The sequence below is a fragment of the Microcoleus sp. MOSTC5 genome (assembly GCF_036701825.1).
GTDB lineage: Bacteria > Cyanobacteriota > Cyanobacteriia > Cyanobacteriales > Microcoleaceae > Microcoleus > Microcoleus asticus.
Genome location: NZ_JAUBRK010000006.1, coordinates 1 through 21,067 on the forward strand (window position 1 = coordinate 1; position 21,067 = coordinate 21,067).

General features: G+C 46.3%; 21 protein-coding genes. 12 read left to right on the top strand and 9 right to left on the bottom strand.

Going from position 1 to position 21,067, the window contains the following annotated elements; genetic code table 11:
* Window positions 1-755: 755 nt before the first annotated feature.
* Window positions 756-1,391: a class I SAM-dependent methyltransferase gene (locus QUA54_RS03885; protein WP_333413406.1), complete on the bottom strand. Its 636-nt coding sequence runs from the start codon at window positions 1,389-1,391 to the stop codon at window positions 756-758.
* A 6-nt stretch (window positions 1,392-1,397) separates the two neighbouring features.
* The gene (locus tag QUA54_RS03890; protein WP_333413408.1) at window positions 1,398-1,859 is read right to left on the bottom strand and encodes a cupin domain-containing protein; all 462 of its coding nucleotides are present in this window, start codon (window positions 1,857-1,859) and stop codon (window positions 1,398-1,400) included.
* A gap of 220 nt (window positions 1,860-2,079) precedes the next feature.
* On the opposite strand from QUA54_RS03890, the gene QUA54_RS03895 reads away from it, so the two are divergent.
* From QUA54_RS03895 to QUA54_RS03905, 3 genes are all read left to right on the top strand, one after another.
* Window positions 2,080-3,534: a folate/biopterin family MFS transporter gene (locus QUA54_RS03895; protein WP_333413410.1), complete on the top strand. Its 1,455-nt coding sequence runs from the start codon at window positions 2,080-2,082 to the stop codon at window positions 3,532-3,534.
* Window positions 3,535-3,663: 129 nt separating this feature from the next.
* Complete coding sequence (locus tag QUA54_RS03900) at window positions 3,664-5,160, top strand: carotenoid oxygenase family protein (RefSeq protein WP_333413412.1); 1,497 nt, start codon at window positions 3,664-3,666, stop codon at window positions 5,158-5,160.
* A gap of 355 nt (window positions 5,161-5,515) precedes the next feature.
* On the top strand, window positions 5,516-6,415 hold the full coding sequence (locus QUA54_RS03905; protein ID WP_333413414.1) for a DUF4436 family protein: 900 nt from the start codon (window positions 5,516-5,518) through the stop codon (window positions 6,413-6,415).
* Between the two features lie 115 nt (window positions 6,416-6,530).
* Here the strand turns inward: QUA54_RS03905 and QUA54_RS03910 are convergent, their stop codons facing one another.
* From QUA54_RS03910 to QUA54_RS03925, 4 genes are all read right to left on the bottom strand, one after another.
* Window positions 6,531-7,385, bottom strand: a complete 855-nt coding sequence (locus QUA54_RS03910) for an SGNH/GDSL hydrolase family protein (protein WP_333413416.1) — start codon at window positions 7,383-7,385, stop codon at window positions 6,531-6,533.
* A gap of 222 nt (window positions 7,386-7,607) precedes the next feature.
* The gene (locus QUA54_RS03915) at window positions 7,608-8,252 is read right to left on the bottom strand and encodes a hypothetical protein (protein WP_333188563.1); all 645 of its coding nucleotides are present in this window, start codon (window positions 8,250-8,252) and stop codon (window positions 7,608-7,610) included.
* 114 nt (window positions 8,253-8,366) lie between these two features.
* Window positions 8,367-8,870: an anthrone oxygenase family protein gene (locus QUA54_RS03920; RefSeq protein WP_333413418.1), complete on the bottom strand. Its 504-nt coding sequence runs from the start codon at window positions 8,868-8,870 to the stop codon at window positions 8,367-8,369.
* A 320-nt stretch (window positions 8,871-9,190) separates the two neighbouring features.
* The gene (locus QUA54_RS03925; protein WP_333413420.1) at window positions 9,191-9,457 is read right to left on the bottom strand and encodes a hypothetical protein; all 267 of its coding nucleotides are present in this window, start codon (window positions 9,455-9,457) and stop codon (window positions 9,191-9,193) included.
* 364 nt (window positions 9,458-9,821) lie between these two features.
* On the opposite strand from QUA54_RS03925, the gene QUA54_RS03930 reads away from it, so the two are divergent.
* The 9 genes from QUA54_RS03930 to QUA54_RS03970 all read left to right on the top strand — a co-directional run bounded on the left by QUA54_RS03930 (window position 9,822) and on the right by QUA54_RS03970 (window position 18,541).
* Entirely contained in the window at window positions 9,822-10,064 is a 243-nt protein-coding gene (locus tag QUA54_RS03930; protein WP_172186752.1) for a DUF7219 family protein, read from the top strand.
* Window positions 10,065-10,170: 106 nt separating this feature from the next.
* On the top strand, window positions 10,171-10,704 hold the full coding sequence (locus tag QUA54_RS03935) for an RDD family protein (RefSeq protein WP_333413422.1): 534 nt from the start codon (window positions 10,171-10,173) through the stop codon (window positions 10,702-10,704).
* A gap of 38 nt (window positions 10,705-10,742) precedes the next feature.
* On the top strand, window positions 10,743-10,931 hold the full coding sequence (gene rpmG, locus QUA54_RS03940; protein WP_172186750.1) for a 50S ribosomal protein L33: 189 nt from the start codon (window positions 10,743-10,745) through the stop codon (window positions 10,929-10,931).
* A gap of 293 nt (window positions 10,932-11,224) precedes the next feature.
* Entirely contained in the window at window positions 11,225-11,440 is a 216-nt protein-coding gene (gene rpsR / locus QUA54_RS03945) for a 30S ribosomal protein S18 (protein ID WP_006631377.1), read from the top strand.
* 315 nt (window positions 11,441-11,755) lie between these two features.
* Entirely contained in the window at window positions 11,756-13,762 is a 2,007-nt protein-coding gene (locus tag QUA54_RS03950) for a ribonuclease R family protein (RefSeq protein WP_333413424.1), read from the top strand.
* Window positions 13,763-14,367: 605 nt separating this feature from the next.
* On the top strand, window positions 14,368-15,810 hold the full coding sequence (locus tag QUA54_RS03955; RefSeq protein ID WP_333413426.1) for a 1-acyl-sn-glycerol-3-phosphate acyltransferase: 1,443 nt from the start codon (window positions 14,368-14,370) through the stop codon (window positions 15,808-15,810).
* A gap of 178 nt (window positions 15,811-15,988) precedes the next feature.
* Complete coding sequence (locus tag QUA54_RS03960; RefSeq protein ID WP_172186747.1) at window positions 15,989-16,873, top strand: sensor histidine kinase; 885 nt, start codon at window positions 15,989-15,991, stop codon at window positions 16,871-16,873.
* Window positions 16,848-17,078, top strand: coding sequence for a hypothetical protein (locus QUA54_RS03965; RefSeq protein WP_333413428.1), 231 nt, complete (start codon window positions 16,848-16,850; stop codon window positions 17,076-17,078). The genes QUA54_RS03960 and QUA54_RS03965 overlap by 26 nt, the downstream gene beginning before the upstream one ends.
* 2 nt (window positions 17,079-17,080) lie before the next feature.
* Window positions 17,081-18,541: an IctB family putative bicarbonate transporter gene (locus QUA54_RS03970; RefSeq protein WP_333413430.1), complete on the top strand. Its 1,461-nt coding sequence runs from the start codon at window positions 17,081-17,083 to the stop codon at window positions 18,539-18,541.
* Between the two features lie 280 nt (window positions 18,542-18,821).
* Here the strand turns inward: QUA54_RS03970 and QUA54_RS03975 are convergent, their stop codons facing one another.
* The 3 genes from QUA54_RS03975 to smpB all read right to left on the bottom strand — a co-directional run bounded on the left by QUA54_RS03975 (window position 18,822) and on the right by smpB (window position 20,947).
* Entirely contained in the window at window positions 18,822-19,052 is a 231-nt protein-coding gene (locus tag QUA54_RS03975; protein ID WP_333413432.1) for an Osc7112_2153 family protein, read from the bottom strand.
* A complete protein-coding gene (locus QUA54_RS03980; protein ID WP_333190652.1) occupies window positions 19,049-19,735 on the bottom strand; it encodes a tetratricopeptide repeat protein in 687 nt (228 codons plus the stop codon). The genes QUA54_RS03975 and QUA54_RS03980 overlap by 4 nt, the downstream gene beginning before the upstream one ends.
* A gap of 744 nt (window positions 19,736-20,479) precedes the next feature.
* Window positions 20,480-20,947 carry an SsrA-binding protein SmpB gene (gene smpB / locus QUA54_RS03985; RefSeq protein ID WP_006631384.1) on the bottom strand — a complete coding sequence of 156 codons (468 nt, stop codon included), beginning with the start codon at window positions 20,945-20,947 and terminating at the stop codon, window positions 20,480-20,482.
* Window positions 20,948-21,067: the final 120 nt, after the last annotated feature.

The following is a 21,067-nucleotide window of genomic DNA, read 5'->3' on the forward strand; positions in this document are numbered from 1 at the left end:
AGACTCGAACTCATGCACTGGCTAATTTCATAAATTCCTTTTTTTGTCAACTCCTAATACTGAACCGACGCCCTAGGATACGTTATAATTTTTGGTTTCTGGTTTTTAGAAGCGACCTACTGGAGGGTGCAATTTTATTACATACAAAGAGCCGATGCAGTTACCCAATTCTTGAATAATGAAAGCGCCTTAGATGAAAGTTTTAATACCCGTTCAATACCGGAAGGTCTAGTTCACCCGCTCGGTTCGTTAAAAAAACTTAAAATGCCTTCTTTATGGAGAGCTATGTGCGCTCCATCAATCTATATTTTTTATACCTTTTTGTTTGTTGTTAATTCGATCGTTTGGTTAATAACTCTTAAAACAGCCCTCTAACTGGGTAATATCCCAATGTGCGATCGACCGGACAATATCTGCCATCCCAACTAACTAAAAGTGTAAATTGGAGGTTCAATTTGCTTGCTACTCCAAAAAACGGTTGCTTTCTGTATCGTTTGGGTTAAGAGTTCGCCTGTTCTCTCCTCAATACTCTGTTGGTTATTTTCAAATAACCAGAACTGTTCGCGATCGACTTCTACTACGACAGCAACCTCTTATATTCAGGACTTAAGCAACTGGCATACTAAAATCAAGCTTTAGGGTGCTTCAGGTAAATTTCTAGAACGATTATTGAGGGTTTAAAAATCGGACGCACCTTACTAATTGTGACTATTTCCAATTTTAAAAGAACACGAAAATGCAGTCCTTACCCGCAGCTAAACAGGTTTGACACCAACTAACAAAGTGAGCTCCCGCCACTTCCAATAACAGTCTGCATCGGTAAAACCAATTTCTCTAAACCACCGCAATTGCGTTTCCATATCGAGCAATTTATTAGACGGATCGTCTGGCGAATCGCTAATACCCAGCGCCTCTCGAAATTTTTGATGCAAAGCCGGAGTTGCTGACGCTACGTGTTCCAAATTGCAAAAAATGCCTCCGGGCTCCAAAAGCTCGAAAATCTCAGCGTAAAGCGAACGTTTGCGATCGTCTATTACGTGATGAATCGCAAAACTAGAAACAACTGCATCAAACTTGCCCAAATCCGGTAGCGATTCATCAAAATTGTGCTCGATTACCGTGACATTCTGGTCATCAGCAAAGCGAATTCTGGCTTTTTCCAGCATTGTCGGCGAAAAGTCGATCGCCACACATTCAACATTTGGTCGATCGCACTTAAGCAGACCCAACAAGCGCCCGTCTCCCGTGCCCACATCCAGAATTCGCTTAACATTTTTCGGCACTTCCTCCAACAAAACCGCTTCACCTTCAGTGCGGTGAGGAATTCCATCAGCTTTAGCAAGATACCACAAAGCGTGTTCCGCCGAAGTCCAAAGATTCACTTGACTCATAAATTTTCAGCTCTCATAAACCTCGCCATTTTTGCGAGTAAAAATCCAACTATTCCCGTTAGCTTTCGCAATTAGATCGTCATCGGGATATTCGGCACTATCTCCCGGAGTGCGATCGCCAATTTCCAGATAAACAACATCTGAATTCGTGCGGTTGACTAAATGGTGTCCGTCAGCATCCCCAGCCGGAAAACCCGCCGCCATACCCGGTTTCAGCACTTGCTCTCCCGAATTTACAATCAGAGTAACTTCCCCTTCCAGAACATAGATAAACTCATCTTGACGGGAATGCCAGTGCCTGAGAGCAGAACAACTTCCCGGTGCAAGTCTCACCAAATTTACCCCAAAATTCTGCAATCCGGCAGCATCGCCCAAGCGTTTTTTTACTCTGCCCGCCACAGCAGATTTGAATTGCTGAGGGTACTTGGAACCCGTAATTTTCGGCACATTTTCAGGATGGATAATCATATAACAGGTCTGACAGCAGTTGTAAATTTTCTCTTTTTTCTCTTCCTTCGCGGTTCGTTTTTCTGTTTTTATTATTACAAAACACGCTTAAATTCAAGATAAATACAATTTTATAGCACTTACCAGCTCCCCGCCACTTTCGCCTCCCACCTCCGACAGTTCCCCCAACTCATTAAGAATGTGTTATAAATATTGAGATTCATTAAGAAATATTGCTCAAATGTTCGTTTCCCCCTCCGGCGTCAGCAAACTCAAAGAATCTTTAAAAGAAAAAGTATTCTTTGGGAATGAGCCAACCCCCGAACTCATAGCCATCTTACTGATTTACTTCGTCCAAGGCATTCTCGGACTCGCCCGCTTAGCCGTCAGCTTCTTTCTCAAAGACGAACTCGGCATGAGTCCGGCAGAAGTCTCGGCAATGCTGGGCGTCGTAGCCCTGCCTTGGATTATCAAACCCGTGTTCGGCTTCATGTCCGACGGCTTGCCGATATTCGGCTACCGCAGACGCCCTTACATCGTCCTCTCCGGGCTGCTGGGAACGTCAGCATGGGTGAGCCTCGCTACAATTGTACACACACCGCTTGCCGCTACAGGGGCGATCGCCCTGAGTTCCCTCTCCCTCGCCGTCAGCGACGTCATCGCCGACTCCCTGGTAGTCGAAAGGGCCAGAAAAGAATCCGTTACCGACGCCGGTTCCCTGCAATCCTTGTCTTGGGGCGCTTCAGCCCTCGGCGGACTAATTACCGCCTACCTCAGCGGTTTCCTGCTGCAACACTTCAGCACCCACACCATATTTTTAATCACCGCATCTTTCCCGCTCATTGTATCAGCAACAGCTTGGTTAATTACCGAAGAAAAAACCAACAAAATAACCGACTTTGAAAGTGTCAAAGACCAATTAAAAAAACTGCGGCAAGCTGTTACCCAAAAATCAATTTGGCTGCCAACCGCCTTTCTCTTCGTCTTGCAAGCCACCCCAAGTTCAGACTCGGCCTTCTTCTTTTTCACAACCAACGAATTAGGCTTTCAACCAGAATTTCTCGGCCGAGTGCGTCTCGTTACCAGCATTGCCGCCCTCGCCGGCGTCTGGCTGTTTCAGCGCTTCCTCAAAACAGTTCCATTTCGAGTAATTTTTGGCTGGTCAACGGTCATGGCGACTGTTTTGGGCATGACTACTTTATTATTAGTAACTCATGCGAACCGAGCTTTAGGAATTGACGATCGATGGTTCAGCATCGGAGACAGCCTGATCCTGACAGTAATCGGACAAATTGCTTATATGCCGGTGCTGATACTCTCCGCCCGCTTGTGTCCCCCAGGCGTCGAAGCAACTTTATTTGCGCTGCTGATGTCAATCGTAAATTTAGCAGGACTTTTGTCCCACGAAGGCGGTGCACTTTTGACCCACTTGCTAGGAATTACCGATCGCAATTTCGATAACCTCTGGCTGCTAGTCATCATCACAAACCTGTCCACACTTCTGCCCCTACTGTTCTTAAATTGGCTGCCCGCCGAGAGTACAGAAAGCAACGATCCAAACTCTCAAAAGTCTCTTCCCGTATTAGAACCCGAACTGGGCACTTCCAAACCAGGCGGACAGCATTTCATTCCCGAATACTTTCCCGACTTAGTACCGACAGTAAGGTCACAAAGCCGCACCGCAGATAGCAAATAAAGGCAGGCATACACGGCTTTTGACACGGATACACGGCTGAATTTAACTGTGTTTCCCCATTCTTCGACTTTCACCCTCTCTGCGCTCTCTGTGTTCTCTGCGGTTAAAAAATTCGCTCCCGTAACACCAATGCAAAACTTACAACTTTCCGCATCTCAAACAGCCGCCCCAAAATCATCCTACGATCGCACAGACTGGCAGCGCGGCTACGAATCCCAACCCAACGAGTCCGACTACTGGATTGACAACATAGAAGGCGAAATCCCCGCCGGCTTGCAAGGCACATTCTTTCGCAACGGGCCCGGATTATTGGATGTCAACGGCCAGCGCATCCACCACCCGTTTGACGGCGACGGGATGGTTTGTGCGATCGCAATTTCCGAAGGTCGCGCCCATTTCCGCAACCGATTCATACACACAGAAGGCTATCTCGCCGAACAAAAAGCCGGAAAAATCCTCCACCGAGGCGTTTTCGGCACACAGAAACCGGGCGGCTGGCTAGCCAACATCTTTGATGTCAAAATCAAAAATATTGCCAACACCAACATCATTTATTGGGGCGACAAACTGCTAGCACTTTGGGAAGCAGCACAGCCCTACAGGCTCGACCCCCGCAGCCTAGAAACACTCGGCTTAGATACCCTAGACGGCATCTTGGAACCCGGTGAAGCCTTCGCCGCCCACCCGAGAATTGAAAAAGGGAAAAATGGCAAAGGAGACAGATTAGTCAACTTTTCCGTCAAGCCCGGTTTGTCGAGTACCATCACGATTTACGAACTCGACGAAAGCGGCAAACTTTTGCAGCGTCACGCCCATGCAATACCGGGTTTTGCCTTCCTGCACGACATGGTAATTACCCCGAATTACTGCATATTCTTCCAAAATCCCGTCAGCTTCAATCCGCTGCTTTTCTTGTTAGGATTTCGGAGTGCCTCCCAGTGCATTCAATTTTCGCCAAACAAGCCAACGCAAGCAATTTTAATTCCCCGCAACGGCACTGACGAGGTGAAGATATTAGAAACGGAACCTTGTTTTGTCTTCCACCACTGCAACGCATGGGAAGAAGGAGGCGAAGTTTTTGTAGATTCAGTTTGTTACGAATCATTTCCAACTGTAGAAGCAGACGGCGATTTTCGCGAGATTGATTTTGATAGCGTTCCAGCGGGCGAATTGTGGCGCTTTAAGTTAAATTTGCAAGACAAAACCGTGCAGCATCAAGTTGTTGAAACTCGGTGCTGCGAGTTTCCAACTTTGCATCCTAATAATGTCGGACAACCTTACCGATATCTTTATATCGGTGCTGCGGATTCTCCCACGGGAAATGCTCCTTTGCAAGCTATCCTCAAAATTGATTTCGTGACTGGTGAAAGGCAAATTTGGAGTGCGGCACCGCGCGGTTTTGCGGGGGAACCTGTGTTTGTTACCCGTCCCGGTGCTGTTGCTGAGGATGACGGCTGGCTGCTGGTTTTAATGTATGATGCAGCTCATCATCGATCGACCTTAGTGATTTTAGATGCTCGCGACATCACCAAAGGGCCCCTAGCGCGCTTGCATTTAAAACAGCACATTCCCTACGGTTTGCACGGCAGTTTTACACCCAATGTACTGCTTCCTATCGGTTCCTAGTTGCGCTACTATGGGCGGGCTCTCCTGCCCACTCCACAAGAAGGAAAATTGAACTCTTGTGGAACAGGCCGGAAAGCCTGTTCCTGAAAATGGTGCAAAATGTCAGTTTTAACTGAGATTTTGCACCATTCTCAATAAGCCTTTTACGAGCGGGATCTGGGGCCCACCCCACAAGAAATTCACTCTTTGTGGGACAGGCCGAAAAGCCTGTTCCTGAAAATGGGGCAAGATGTCAGTTTTCACCGATTTTAGCTATGAGACACAAGTTTTAACCCCTGACGGACTGGCGGACTGGCGGACTGGCAGACTGCAGGAAATACTAACAACAAATCAAAATGTAAAATATCCATAATAAATGCAAACTGTCAACAAATTTAAACTCAAAAAAATACTTATTTTAATTTGCAGCCTCGCAGTAAGTTTGGCAATTATCTTATTTATTTACTCTCACAATGCTAACGCCCAAGAGCCTTACAGACCGTCTCAAGATACCGCTGCGCCCCTCAAAGGCTTGGTAGAAGTCAAAATGGCGGTAATTGCAGTTGATCCCATTAAAAACGAATTAGAAACTCGCTTGCAGTTTGAACTCAAAGGTATTTATAAAAAAGGACCAACTTACCCGGCTCAAGACTTGTTAATGACAGTTAACGGCGCAAATGTACAGGATTCGGAAATTACCTTTAAAGAAGGCAAACCGATGATTGTCCCTGCATTAAAATTTAACTTAGTCAAGGGAAAAATTAATAATTATCCGTTTGACAAGCACATTGCTAAAGTAGCTATTTCCATCGACCCGCTGCCTTCGATTGGTAAAAAGTTTGCTCCCTTTGAACTGAATCCCGTACCTCTGGAATTTAAGTTTAATGCCGATGTTCCCGGTTTCGACATCAGTTATAAGCCGATGGAAGAGAATTCATCTATCTTTATTTATATCGATGTTTCTGCAACTCGCTCGCTGCCAGTGAAATTCTTTGCCTTAGTGATTATTGTGATCATGTGGGTGCTGTCAACTATGGCACTTTTGCTAGCATTAAAAGTGATGCAATCTGGGAAGTTGCCGGAAGTGGGAATGCTGAGTTGGACTGCTGTGATGCTGTTTGCTTTTCCCGCTATTCGCAATGCTCAACCGGGGGTGCCGCCCGTGGGCACTGCCAGCGATTTCCTTTCGTTTTTTTGGACAGAAATTATAGTTGTGGTGGCTTTAGTTATTATTGGTAGCTGTTGGTTGAAGCGGTATCATCCGCCAAGTGAATGATTTTATATTTGAAGAATTTACCCCAGAAATAAATCAGGGGGCTTGTACCTCGATACTTTCAATTAACCGTCAACAGCCAACAGCCAATAGTCAACACTTAACTAAATTCAAAGATTTAATGTTTGACTTCCAAATTCTCAATATCCTTTGCGGGTACGCCCAAACCGCGCAAGATAGTAAAAGCAATAATTCGATATCCCGACGGATTGGGATGAACTCCATCTGCCGCTAACAAATTCAAAGTTTTACCCGCGTGCTTTTGATACGTGCCGATAACTTCCCGAAAAGGTGCATTCAAATCGATAAATAAGCACTGATTCTGCAACGCAATTTCTCGCATCGCGGCAATATACTCTTGCAACCTGCGATTTTCTGGGCAGTCGAGAATTTCGCCGATAGGAGTAGGAGAAAGCAGTACAACTCGAATTCCTGCGGCTTTTGCCGCCAGCACCATTTGAGTTATTTTCTCCCGATATTGTGCCAGTGGTACTCCGGTGGGCAACTTGCCTTGCGGATAAAAGCGCAGGTTTTGGAAGTCAAAAAAAGAGTGCCAAACGTCGTTGACTCCGACATTAATCATCACTAAATCTGGCTTTTGGTCGATCGCATCTTTCTGGAAGCGCGCTTGCATATCCGTCGCCTTGTTACCGGAGATTCCGGCGTTGACGATTTCAATTTTGCGATCGGGATAAAGGGCATTCAGATAGCGTTGCAGCAGCCAAACGTAACCTCCGGGGTATTTTCCGGCCTCGGTGATGCTGTCGCCCACTGTCACAATTTTGCGCCGGCCCGCCAGCACGTTTTGGATTTCTGGCGGCGGCGTTGCTTCGGATGCGGATTCTTTAAACACTGGAATTAAAGAGTGAGGAATGTTGAAAGCAATAATAGCAGCAATTACGGCGATCGCAAGTCTGATAAAAACTTGCCTCAGCCGGGATTTGGGACGGGGCGATCGCGCATTTGCAGACATAAGGAAGAAGGAAGAATAAAAAAGAGCCTATTTGATGCGTGTCCTCACTTTAATCGTAGATTTTAGCCTGAGTCTTCTGAGAGTGAGCCATCAATTTCGCTATAGTTGCAAACAATCCTGGACTTCGGCGTGAGACGTTCGGCGAGATCGGTCGATTTGCGATCGGTCGAACGCTGAGGAATGACGTTTATTGCAGGTTTTAGTGTTTAGTATTGCAGGTCGCTACATATCCCTGCTAGTCGGTTTAAGCTTTTGCACAAAATTCATCCACCGCTGAACCTTAGAACCGGTGATGTCTAAAATCGGAATAGAATAGACATCTGATTCAGGAGGACCCCCCTCAGTATCTTTGGCAATGCTTGTGCGTTCTGGCTTACCTAAGCCGTAGGTTGAAGCCATTTCGCTAGCTAAACTACAGGGAATTCTAAAGTTTCCCATGCGAATACTTCCATTACCTGCTGAATAAACCCATTCATAACCGGAAACGCCTCTAAACTGCTGGCACAAAAAATGGGAAGTTTCAAACATTTTGGCAAGATGAACATCGTAGAAACGAAGCTTGCCACCGTAAGCCGGTTGAGTTGTATCTCGATTGGGTGCAGTAAGTTGCATGAGGACAAAGCCTCCCCTAGCTTCTGTCCCACCATACCGAATGCTGAGCGGCACCTGGGTGCTTTCTTGAGCCAGGATGATGTTAACCTTTTGAGTAAATTTAGCGCTGTCAGCCTCAGCAATTGTTTCGCTACCCAAGTAAGTAGGAGCAGAAAAAGCGAGGTTTGCAGGCAGTAATATAACCGCACAGGTTATTAGTTTTGCCAAATTGTGGCGCTCTGCTTTTTTGGCGATCGCGTATGTTTTTCTTAGCACAGTTCGATAATATGACCCTCCACCAGCACAACCATATTATAATTACCCTCCTAAATAAATTTCGTTTTTGCGATCGCATCTATCGCGCGATCGCTCAAAATTAAAAATGTCAAATTAAAATTGTACTGCTCGATAACTGAGCGCAATGGTAAGCAAAGCCGATGCCGCCAGCGCCGCAGCCGTCCGAACATGATTCCAGAACGTCCATTCGGTAAGGTATCTAGCCCATAGGCCCGCACCGTCAGTGCTGCTTGGCTCGACAGTCGCCAGCGCATCATTTAGCGGCACATTGAACGCCATCGTCACTCCTACAGTACCGACAATATAGAGCAGGCTGCCAAGGAGCAAGTAAGCGGCACCGGGTTGGTGCCACTTTAACAGCGAGGAGATAGCCAGAAAGATGCAAGCAACAGCCGTTGCGAATAGCGCCGTCATAAATAACGGATTAATCGCCGTTATATTGATGGCTTGCATGGCGGCAATACCCTGTGCTGGTTGGAGTCGGGCAAGGGCTTTCATCACAAACGTCGAGAAGGCGAAGAAGACTCCAGCCATCAGCCCGCAGCCTAGTGCCGAGCAAAGCTTCAATGTGAAAAGCGAGTAGTCAACCATTGCCATAAAACCTCCTGCGAATTACTGTCCAATGCCTTGTTAGTGCATTGTGTCATTGTATTTTTAACCTTGATATTGAGCCGAGAAACTTGACGTAAAGTGGACAGGGTGGAAAGCAAACCGCAAATAAAAGTTAACTTCTTAACCACTACCATGCTCTTATTAAGAGCTAAAAGCAATCTAGCAGAGAGTTAAGGACTAAATCACTTACAACTTAAAAAATGTGGCTGATTTTGATTGTCAATGCTATACTACTTCGTAGTAGCTAAAAGCTTAGGGATTCCAGCACTCCCTGCTTGACCAAAAGCAGGTTTTACTATTCAAACTTAGCACTCACAGACAACGTAACCTCCGGGGTATTTTCTTGCCTCGGTGATGCTGTCGCCCACTGTCACAATTTTGCGCCGGTCGGGGAGCACCTTCTGGATTTCTGGCGGCGGCGTTGCTTCGGATACGGATTCTTTAAACACGGGAATTAAGGAGTGAGGAATTTTGAAGGCGATAACAGCAGCAGCAATTACGGCGATGGCAAGTCTGATTAACACTTGCCTTAGCCGGGGTTTGGGATGAGGCGATCGCGCATTGGGAGACATTACGCAGTTTCCGTCTAAAAGTAGAACTATTTATGTCGGCAATAATCATATCCACTTTCGGAGTTTTTGTCACTTATTTTAATAAGTCAGTCCTGGACGAAAAAAAGCAACGTTTTGACGCCTAATCGGAAGTTATAAGCTTTAACCCAGAAACCTGATTCTTGACCCCGTATGGGTAAGTTTTATACGACGTGAAGTTACTTAGGTTTTTGTCGCCCACATCTCTCGGTGTAATTGCCATCACAAAAAAACTCCCAAAATATCACATGATTTTTGCTACTTACAGCACAACTTGAGAAGGGAAGCGCGATTTATAATAATCTTGATAAGTTCAGGAAACAAGTTTTCATCCGAGGTTAAAGCAATGGTAGCAAATTCAAATTTTTTATATCCTCAAAATCGCTATTACGGTGAAGTAAAGCCAGAGAATGTGGTATTTAATGCGAATTTACAAGAGTTTTCTCAGAGAGTGGGTTACATCAGTTCCTTGACATCTAACGGTAAAATCTCTGTGGAACAGGCATTTACTCAGATCCAAACACTGTGGGAACAGGTGGAAAAGTCGAAAACGCAGTTGGGAATTGGCGAAAATCCATTTTCAGCTTGAATAATTAGCGGTTGGCTTGGAAGTTGAGTTACGCGCCATAGATGCCGATCGATTATTCCACAGCTTAAGATGAAAAAGTTGCTAGTGGCGATCGACCTTTTTGCCTATGAGTTCCGACCTAGTTCCTCTCCTTCCCAAAGTATCCGTCGGCCGCCGCGCCGCGGCCCTCTGCATCGACGGAATCGCAGTTTGGCTGCCCAGTTTGCTTCTGGGCACTAATGCGATCGTCCAAACCATATTTTTTGTTTTGCTGTGGCTGATCCTGCGCGTAGCCATCGTCAGGAAAAACAAAGGTCAAAGTCTCGGGCGCTGGGCTTTAGACATGAAAATTGCCGATACCCGATTCCAACGGACTCCCGGAGTGCAAGAACTGTGCAAGCGCGAGGCATTGCTGGGCATTTGCGCTGGCTTAGCCTTCGCAGGTATAGCTGGACTCACATCTACCAACGCCGCCGTCTTGCTGCTGATGCTGCCTCTGGCGATCGACTGTAGCGTTGCCCTCACCTCCGCCGAAAGGTTTCCCCAAGCTTTCCACGATCGCATCGGCGGGACGATCGTCGTCGGAACCCGCCGCGGCTACTCCCTAGATATCAAAGTTAGAAGATTGCTTGACCAAGTGCAGAGCAATGTGAGAAGATAATAAATTGTGTTTAAATTAGTCGAAATTTATTTAGAATTATGGCTAAAGGCGTCCGCATCATAATTACTCTAGAGTGTACTGAGTGCCGTACAAACGTAAGCAAACGCTCAAAAGGCGTGTCTCGGTACACCACCACCAAGAACCGCCGCAACACGACGGCGCGGCTGGAACTCAAAAAGTTCTGCCCCCATTGCAACAGGCACACTGCCCACAAAGAGATCAAGTAGTGATTAGTCATTAGTCCTTAGTCATCAGTCATCAGTCGTTGGAAATTGATATTGAACCCGCCCAAAAACGGGTAAAAGCCCCCGACAATCCTGAGTGGAGAGCGCAAAATTTTAGACGAAGGTTCAAGCTCCCAGATTCATTTGTGGAGTAAATCTAAAATCTAAAATCTAAAATCGACTAACCCGCGAAAAGCAGATAACTAACAAATGCTTTACTGACGGCTAGCAACTAACGGCTAATAACTAAAAACTAAGTCAACAGTCAACAGTCAACAGTCAACAAACAACAAACCATGACTTACTTTCGCCGGCGCGTTTCGCCCATCAAACCAGGAGACCCGATCGACTACAAAGATGTCGATTTGCTCAAAAAATACGTCACAGAACGCGGTAAAATTTTGCCCCGCCGGATTACCGGTTTGACGGCAAAACAGCAGCGAGACCTGACCAGAAGCATCAAAAGAGCAAGAATTGTAGCTTTGATGCCCTTCGTAAACCAAGAAGGTTAACAGGATTTGGGATTTTGGGTTTTAGATTTTGGACTGGGAATAAGACTTGCGCGAAAACAACGTCTTTCTGCTATTAAGAGTGCAGCAAGAATGCAGCGAAGTAATCGCGAAATAGGGTTGAGAGTCGCCGCAGCGCAAGTCTTAATCCAAAGTCAAAAGTTAAAAAATAAGAAAGAAAAAGAAAAACTTTTTATTAGATTTTAACTGTCACAATTGACCATAAAAATTGCCAAGATCCAAAATCTAAAATCGCAAGCTCGAAACTCGATAAGTGGCTACTGTAAAAATCCAAAATCTCAAATATAAAGCTGGCAAGTGGAGAAGGGAACCTTAGTAGAATTTAGAGTGCACGGCGACCGCCGTCTGGCAGTTGCCGATCGCCCCGACGGCAAGAAAAACTGGATCGTGGTAGACGAAAACGGTCAACCGCACAGCATACCGCCCAAACAAATCAGCTACGAAGCAGTCGGAGAAACTTACAAACCCTCCGACATTCCCAAATTTCTCAAAGAAGTAGAAGCCTACTCAGATCCGTCGAGTTTGGAAGTAGCTTGGGAACTCCTAGTCGGCGACGGAGAAACGACAGATCCCGAATCCCTGGCAATGCTGTTATTTTCCGAACGCAGTGCGGCCCAGTGTTACGCGGCTTACTGTTTGCTATCAACAGATAAATTGTATTTCAAACAAAAGGGCGATCGCTACGAACCGCGATCGGCCGCCCAAGTAGCCGAAATCAAACACCAGCAAGAAGTAGAACAGCAGCGACACCAAGAATCCCAAGGATTTTGGGATCGAGTCAAACAGCGGCTGGCAGGAAAAAATGTAGATTGGGAACACAGCGATCGAACTCGCCTCGACGCCCTGGAACGCTTTGCCCTCCTCGGAGAAGAAGCAACGCACCGCACCCCGGCTTTAGAAACTTTAGCCAGCTTAGAACGCTCCGAAAACTCCGAAGCAGCCTTTGGGCTCCTAGTCGATCTCGGCCTCTGGAGTACCCACGAAAACCTGTTTTTGCGGCGCAGCCAAATTCCCCTACAATTCTCCGCAAAGGTATTAGAAGTGGCCCAACGCTGCCTAGAAAATCCCCCAACCGACTCGGACACAAATCGTCTCGATTTAACTCACCTCAAGGTTTACACGATCGACGACGAAAGCACCACCGAAATCGACGACGGCCTCAGCTTAGAATTCCTCGAAAACGGCCAGCAGCGACTCTGGATACACATCGCCGATCCCACCCGCTTGCTTTCCCCCGGAGACGAACTCGACCTCGAAGCCAGAAAGCGCACCACTACAGTTTATCTGCCCACGGGAATGATTCCCATGTTTCCCCCAGCTTTGGCAACCGGGCCGATGAGTTTAATTCAAGGTAAAGAGTGCAGCGCGCTCAGCTTCAGCGTCACCTTAGACGAAATCGGCGCGGCTCAAGATTACAGCATCCACATCAGCACCATAAAACCCACCTACCGCTTGACCTACGATGACGTAGACGAAATGCTGGAGTTGGGAATCGAAGCAGAACCGGAAATAGCAGCGATCGCCTCTGCGGCAAAACTGCGGCAAAAATGGCGGGAAGCCCAAGGCGCAATCAGCATTTTCATGCCCGAATCCGTCATCAAAGTCAACGGCGACGACATCAAAATCCACGTCATCGACGACTCCACAGCCCGGATGCTAGTAGCCGAAATGATGATTTTAGCCGGCGAACTAGCCGCCCGCTACGGTCAAGCTCACAGCCTGCCCATACCATACCGCTATCAGCCACAGCCCGAACTCCCTCCTGATGAAGAACTGCTGGCAGTGCCGGCAGGCCCCGCCCGCGCTTGCGCCGTGCGCCGCTGTATGCCCCGCAGCGAAATGGGCCTCACCCCCGGACGCCACGCCGGCTTGGGTTTGGAATTATACACTCAAGTTACTTCCCCGATCCGCCGCTATACCGACTTGCTGACTCACTTCCAAATCAAAGCCCACCTGCGAGGCGAACCCCTACCTTTTTCCGCTGAAGAAATACAGGACATTGTGATGTGTCTCGGCACCGCAGTTAAAGAAGCATCCACCGTCGAACGCCAAACAAACCGCTATTGGGGATTGGAATATTTGCGGCGCAACCCAGACGAAGTTTGGGAAGCTTTAATGCTGCGCTGGCTGAGGGAAGACAGCAATCTCGGATTGATTTTATTGGAAGAGTTGGGTTTAGAATTGGCAATGCGATTTGGTCGATCGGTCGCCATAGGCGATCGGCTAGAAGTCAAAGTCACTCACTGCGATCCGCGATCGGATGTCATTAACTTCCAAGAAATGATCTTTGAAGCCGCACAATAGGATTTGAGATTTGAGATTTTAGACTGCAAAAATCTGCGTTGAAGGCTGAAACTGAGGATAAATCTCGTTTTTAGTCGAGTTTCTGACCGAAAGCATCCAGGATACAAGCCCCCGGATTCATCCGTCCAGAAATAAAAAACCTGTATCCGATGAAACTTGCCCCCCGAATTTATCCGTGGGGTCAATGCTTCAATTCTAAAATCTAAAATCTAAAATCTAAAATCTAAAATCTAAAATCGATTGACCCCCTCGCATCCCCCTTGTCAAGGGCAGGGGGGTAAAAAAGATGATGGGTTCATATCTAGTCCTGTAAAATAATCGTAATTCTTGTCGGGGCGGGTTCACCCCCGATCTGTAATATCAGCTAGAAATCCCGTAAACCGGCCCCGACCAAAATATTGTGGTCGATCGATTGGACATGGTGTCCAATCGAAGACGGGTAATACTTTTGACGTTAAGTTGACACGCTGTGCTATCTCCTCTCTTCCTGTGTGTCCTTTGCGTGCTCTGCGGTTAATAAAAAAAACTTCAGCATTGTAAAAATTGGAAGTTTTTACCGCAGCCTAGTAATCTAAAATCTAAAATTTAAAATTTAAAATCGCAAAATGCCCAATTCAATTAGCCAAGTTCAGCCGCCGCTGGAATTCATACCACCAGCCTACAACCCGCTAGTGATGCAAGGTTGTAAGCAAATACTCCCCTGGTGGCTGCGATTTCGGACGAATATCAGCCACATCCAAGCCGAAAACGTCGAAACCCTCGCCGAACTATTCCACCAATTTCAAAATCAGAAAGTTCGCTTCTTGCTAGCCTTCCGCCACCCCAACTCAGACGATCCGTACTGTTTGGGACAACTAATTTGGAAACTCGTTCCCCAGGCGGCGCGGGCAAAAGGCATTCCCCTAAAATTCCCGGTACATTCCCACTTTATCTACGATCGCGGCATTCCCCTCTGGGCCGGTGCGGGCGTCGGCTGGTTGTATTCCCACCTCGGCGGCACTCCGATTGTTCGCGGAAAAATCGATCGCCTTGGATTGCGATCTGGCCGCAATTTATTTGCCAACAGCCAATTCCCGATCGCCGCCGCCCCAGAAGGCGCCACCAACGGTCACAATGAAATAGTTAGCCCCCTCGAACCGGGAATTGCTCAAATGGGCTTCTGGTGCGTTGAAGATTTGCTAAAAGCCGGACGCACTGAAAAAGTTTTAATTGTGCCGATCGGCATTCAATACCGCTATGTCAACCCACCTTGGCAACCCCTAGAAAAACTTTTAACTCAATTAGAAATTGATTGCGGACTGCCACCCTTAGATCGCACCGCGATCGCCAACTTAGAGACAGCCAATCCCGATTCCGAAAACCCTAATCACAAATTCCAATATCTCCGCCTTATCCGACTGGGCGGTCATTTGCTAGCAGTGATGGAAGAGTTTTACAGCCGTTTTTATCATAAAACATTACAGCCACAAACATCTATTTTAACATCGTTATCGCTCCCTGAAAAAACTGCAAACGATTCGGGCAATGAAGTAATGATCGCTCGACTGAAAGCACTGTTAGACGTGGCTTTGCAAGTAGCAGAAGAATATTTTAATTTAAAGCCAAAAGGCAGTTTAATAGACCGCTGCCGCCGTCTGGAACAAGCAGGCTGGGACTATATTTATCGAGAAGATATCAAAAATATTGCAGCACTTTCTCCCTTAGAAAGAGGATTAGCCGATCGCCTCGCTGAAGAAGCAAGTCTTCGGATGTGGCACATGAGACTTGTAGAAAGTTTCGTGTCCGTCACGGGCAGGTACGTCGAAGAAAAGCTAACAGCAGAACGTTTGGCAGAAACAACTTTACTGCTGTGGGACGTACTGGCTCGCATCAAAGGGGGAAATCCTTTCGGCCGACCGAAGTTGGGCAAACAGCAAGTACAAATGACCGTGGGCGAACCGATATCAGTGGGCGATCGCTGGGAGGGATATCAAACCAGCCGCAGGTTAGCAGTGGCCGAACTCACTCAAGACTTGCAATCAGCTTTAGAAAGAATGATTAAATCTTAATTAGTCTGATGGGGAAGATGTTCAAGGGAAGAAGGAAGAGGTTCGAGGGAAGAAGGAATATATATTTTTCTTTCCTACCTTTTTCTTTTGTGAAGTGTAAACACATTGTTATAGACTTTTGGAATAGGTCTAATGAACCGCCAACGCTCGCTCGACAATGAACCAATAAAAATTACCAATGACTAACCAACCTATCGATTTGTCTACTAACTCAATTAAGGTAAAACTGCTGAATTATTTAGCGCAGGAATTGCTCACACCGCTCACTTCTGTTCTCGGCATGGCAAGCGTGTTGAAACAAGAAATTTATGGCCCCTTAACGAGCAAACAAAAAGAATATATTGATGTGATCCAAGACAGCAGCCGATCTTTGCGATCGCTAGTTGAAGAAATTTTGGAACTGGCAGAACTAGATGATTCCGCTTTCACGTTGAAGCGAACCGCAGTCGATATAGAAACTTTGTGCCAGCAGGTTGTGACAATCTTGTTGCCGGCGGCAAGTAGGCGAGAGCAAGAAATTAATTTGTCGATGGGGCCCGGGCCGCGCATCTGGTTGGTCGATAAAGATAAGGTTCAGCAAATGCTGCACCACTTAATTTTTAGCATTATTCAATCTGCTGGGGCAGGCAGCGTGATTCGAGTCCACGTTTCTCGGAAAGAAGACGGTATCAACATCGGAGTTTGGGTTTTTCATCCTTGGTTGGGAGAAAGTTTGCCCCATGCTAAACTCTACACCGACTACTTGTTGAAGGTCGGATCGGGTAGCGGTTCGCCATCGAACTCCGAAACCGACTCCCCCGGAGAACCGCAACTCCCGACACAGGGTTCGCAGCGATTAACGCTGGCGTTTTCTGAGTTGGCGGGTTTGGTGGCGCAGAATGCCGAGGATACCGCACCGGTGTTAGCTGGTTACGGGGCCAGGGAACGCTTGGGGCTGCTGCTTTGCTGCCAATTGGTGGAAATTCAAGGCGGTCAACTCTCGATTCAAGGGGCCCCGGAATCTGGATATCGCTACGTGCTCTGGCTCCCCTGCACCAATGCTACGGAATTGTTGGAAGGTTAAAGAAGGAAGAAGGAAGAAGGAAGAAGGAAGAGGGAAGAAGGAAGAAGGAAGAGGCAGTGTACAGGACGTAACTGCTGAAAGAAGGAAGAAAAATAACTCAACTTTTTTCAATTACCAATTCCCGATTACCAATTCCCGATTACCAATTCCCAATTACCGATTCCCAATTACCAATTACCGATTACCAAGTACAAATCTACAATAGCAATGAATTCAGTTTGGCAACAGTTAACTCTGGCAAATTTGCCGCTCTCTCAGTGGCAAAGTGGAAGTTATTTATTAAATTTAGCGATCGGCTCTTTGCGCAGTTGGCGCCAGAGTAGCTGGCTGATGCAGTGGGCAGAACCGCTGGGTTTTGTTTTGCTGGCCTTGACTTTCGGTTTGGGGCCATTTGTGAACAATGCCTTGGTGGGAGTGTTGATGGCGGCTGGCGCTGCATTTTGGGTGCTGCTGACTGTTTCCGACGATCGCGCGATCGCCTTGACGCCCATTCACTTGCTGGTTCTGCTGTACTGGGGCATTGCCACCGTCGCAACCGCGATGTCGCCAGTGAAAGCTGCCGCTTTTACGGGTTGGAGCAAGCTAACGCTGTATTTGCTGTTTTTTGCGCTGATGGCTCGGATATTGCGATCGCCCCGTTGGCGATCGTGGTTAATTGCCGTATTTTTGAACGTCGCTCTAGTTGTCAGCTTCTATGGCGTGCGGCAGTGGATTGACAAAGTGCCACCATTAGCTACTTGGAACGATCCGACTTCTATTCAAGCCAATGTCACGCGAGTTTACAGCTTTCTGGGAAATCCTAACTTGCTTGGTTCCTATTTACTGCCGGCCATTGCATTGAGCGCCGCCGCACTTTTTGTGTGGCAAGGATGGGCAACAAAAGTTTTAGCGCTGACGATGCTGGTGGTGAATTGCGCGTGTTTGCGCTACACGGACAGCCGGGGTGCTTGGATCGGTTTTGTGGCTCTGCTTGTGGTATTTTTAGTGCTGCTTTGGTATTGGTACAGTCCTTTGATGCCTCGGTTCTGGCGAACTTGGGCCCTGCCGTTAGGGTTAGGAGGTTTGGCTGGGGCGTTAATTTTGGGAGTGGCTTTAGTGGAGCCGCTGCGCGATCGAGTTTCGAGTATGTTTATTGGACGAGGTGACAGCAGCAACAATTTTCGGATTAATGTTTGGACAGCGGTGGTTGACATGATTCGCGATCGACCGATTCTCGGAATTGGCCCGGGAAACACTGCTTTTAATAAAGTTTATCCGCTTTATATGAAGCCGAGATTTACTGCTTTGAGCGCTTATTCCGTGCTGCTGGAAATTGCAGTAGAAACCGGTTTTATCGGTTTAATATCTTTCCTTTGGCTGATGACAGTCACCGTCAATCAAGGTTTTTTGCAGATAAAAAATCTGCGGGATTCACAATTTAAGATTTCTAATTTAGAGGAAGAATCCCGAAATCCAAAATCTAAAATCCAAAATCTAAAATCGAGTCACGGGTTTTGGTTGATTGGGGCGATCGCAACTTTAGCCGGCATGATGGCCCACGGTTTTGTAGATACAGTTTGGTACAGACCCGAAGTTAATATGCTTTGGTGGTTGATGGTGGCGATTATTGCTAGTTTTTACAGCAACTCGCAGCAGCAGCCTGATTCAGTTTTGACGGAGGGCGAGTAGATAGAATTGCTGGCGGGGTTTTCTCCCCGCCCGGTGCGGATTCCAGCAACAGCGGACACAGCAATTATTAATAGTTATACCAGTTCAAAAAAAGAATGCAGCTTTATGCAAGCTGCAAACCATTATAGTCATTAAGTTGTTTCCAATTTTTCAATTATTTAATCTCAAATCTCAAATGCTATCAGGTGCGCACTGCGCACCATCCATACTACTACATACTACATACCTGTTGCTGTAAAGTGGTGATGTTACACTCTACAAAATTTTTTGAAAATAACTCTTATTTTTCGCTCTCGCGAGGCAGGATGAATCTCGGACACGGATATTTTCCACCATCTCTATCTCTGCACCGCCGCCACGTCGATTGATTGAAGTCGAACGGCGTTTCGACTGATTCATTAACTGTAATTTTAACAGTCGAAGGAGTTGGCAGTGCTGTTGAGGCTTGACTTAGCTCCAGTACCGTTATAATTGCCAGTATGGTTGATGAAAACAAAACTGTGCGTTTCATTTATTTGTTTTTTCCTCGTTTAATCGTTGACGTGCCATTCCTATCCATATATCCTCATCGAATTCTTGAGAATCCGCATACTTTAGACAAATTTTCCACTGCGGTAGCGCTTCCTTCGTGTTTTTCATCTTTTCTAGGACTTGCGCTTTTAAGCAGTAAGTTGCTGGTCTTTCACTATCAAGTTTAATCGCTGCATCCAGATGTTGCAATGCCTCTGAATATCGACCCTGTTCAAGGCGCGCCCATCCCAAGTTTTTGAGTAAAGAATATTTAACTTGATCGTCCTCAGCTAATTTCAAACCTTGCCACAGTAAGTGAACGGCAGCAGCAGAGTTTTTTTGATCGATTATATACAAGCGAGCTAGATTGCTGTAAGCTGCTGGCAGACCGAGTTTTGCAGCTTGCAAATATTTTCCTCGAGCGCACTGTAAATCTTGCACCTCTTCGCAAAGCCATCCCAAATTGTAAAGAGCTGTGCGGCTTTTGGGATCGACAGAAAGTGCTAACTCATAGGCTTGTTGAGTATCAGCCAATCTATTGGCTTTGTAGTTTTCAAAGGCAATATTATTAAAAAATGATGCCAGTTCCGGCAACCCAATTTGCCAGCCACCAAAGCCTACTGCTAGCATCACCAAGAAGGCTCCCCACTTCGAGGTGTGATGCTTTTTTGCTGGCTCTTTCATAACATTGAAAATGTTAGCTAATGGTCTCATTTTTAGCATATTTTAACCTGAGAGTTGGGCTATATTTTGTTTGCCAGATTTAATTGCCACCCTAATGGCATCATAATCTTAGGAAAGGACTCAGGCTTGAGCCCATTTCTCATAAGAGCTTGCAAGTCCACAGCCGAATGCTTGGGTAATGCTCCCACTACCTAGATGTATTCGAGCATAGGTTAATCATTCATGAGACTCCACAAGCCATCCGGATATTTTCAAAAAAAAGGAAGCGGAAAGCAGAAAGAAGGTAGAACAGTCCCCTTTGTCTAAGTAATAATACTTAGTCAGGGGTCAGTCGATCGACAGTATGCGACTGTATTAGGAGATACAGCACGCAGGTTTATGAATTACAGTAGTGACACGGCAATACTTTGCTCCTAGAGGGATTGCTCGATGGGGGGTGTATTTCATCAACTTGCAATCTGCTTTAAGATGGATTTCGGTGGAATAACTCTAATTAAGTTGATAGTGACCACGGAAGTCCTCAAAATTTTCAACGGGGATATCGAACAATTTTATGATGAGTAATTAACCGAACTCGATTTAAAATAATCAATCACTAATCAGCAATCACAAATCATTAATCACTAATGACTCCTGACTAATAAACATCTCCAAACAAGAAATTTAAACCTTAGAGTAGCAAAGGTTTAAATTTCTTTTCCGGAGATGTCTAATGAGTAATGACTAATGAGTAATGACTAATGACTAAAATTGCTTCATGGCTCTTTCCATATCCCGCTTGTCTTCGCGTTTCTTCAAATCTTCGCGCTTGTCGTACAGTTTTTTCCCTTTTCCCAAACCGATATCAAGTTTTACCCAGCCGCCTTTCAAATACATTTTTAACGGCACTAAAGTCAAACCTTTTTCTTCGACTTTGCCGATTAATTTGCGAATTTCCTGCTTGTGCATCAGCAATTTACGAGTGCGGCGGGGTTCGTGATTAAAATAGTTGCTAGCACTTCTCCAGGGCGAAATGTGAACGTTGATCAGCCACAGTTCGCCGTTCCGAACTAAGCCATATCCGTCCCGCAAATTGGCTTTTCCTTCCCGAATTGATTTGACTTCGGTTCCCTTCAACTCGATGCCTACCTGATATGTCTCTATAATTTCATAGAGATGGCGCGCTTGTCGGTTATCGCTAACAATTTTGTATCCTGGGCTTTTTTCGCTCATTTTTACCTCCGCTAAAATTAATTATTATAACGCTAGCTCCTCTGTAGATAAAATCGAAACTTGACAAAACTTAAATAATCGGTCTAGGCATTACCAATTTTGCTGAGCTAAGATGTCACC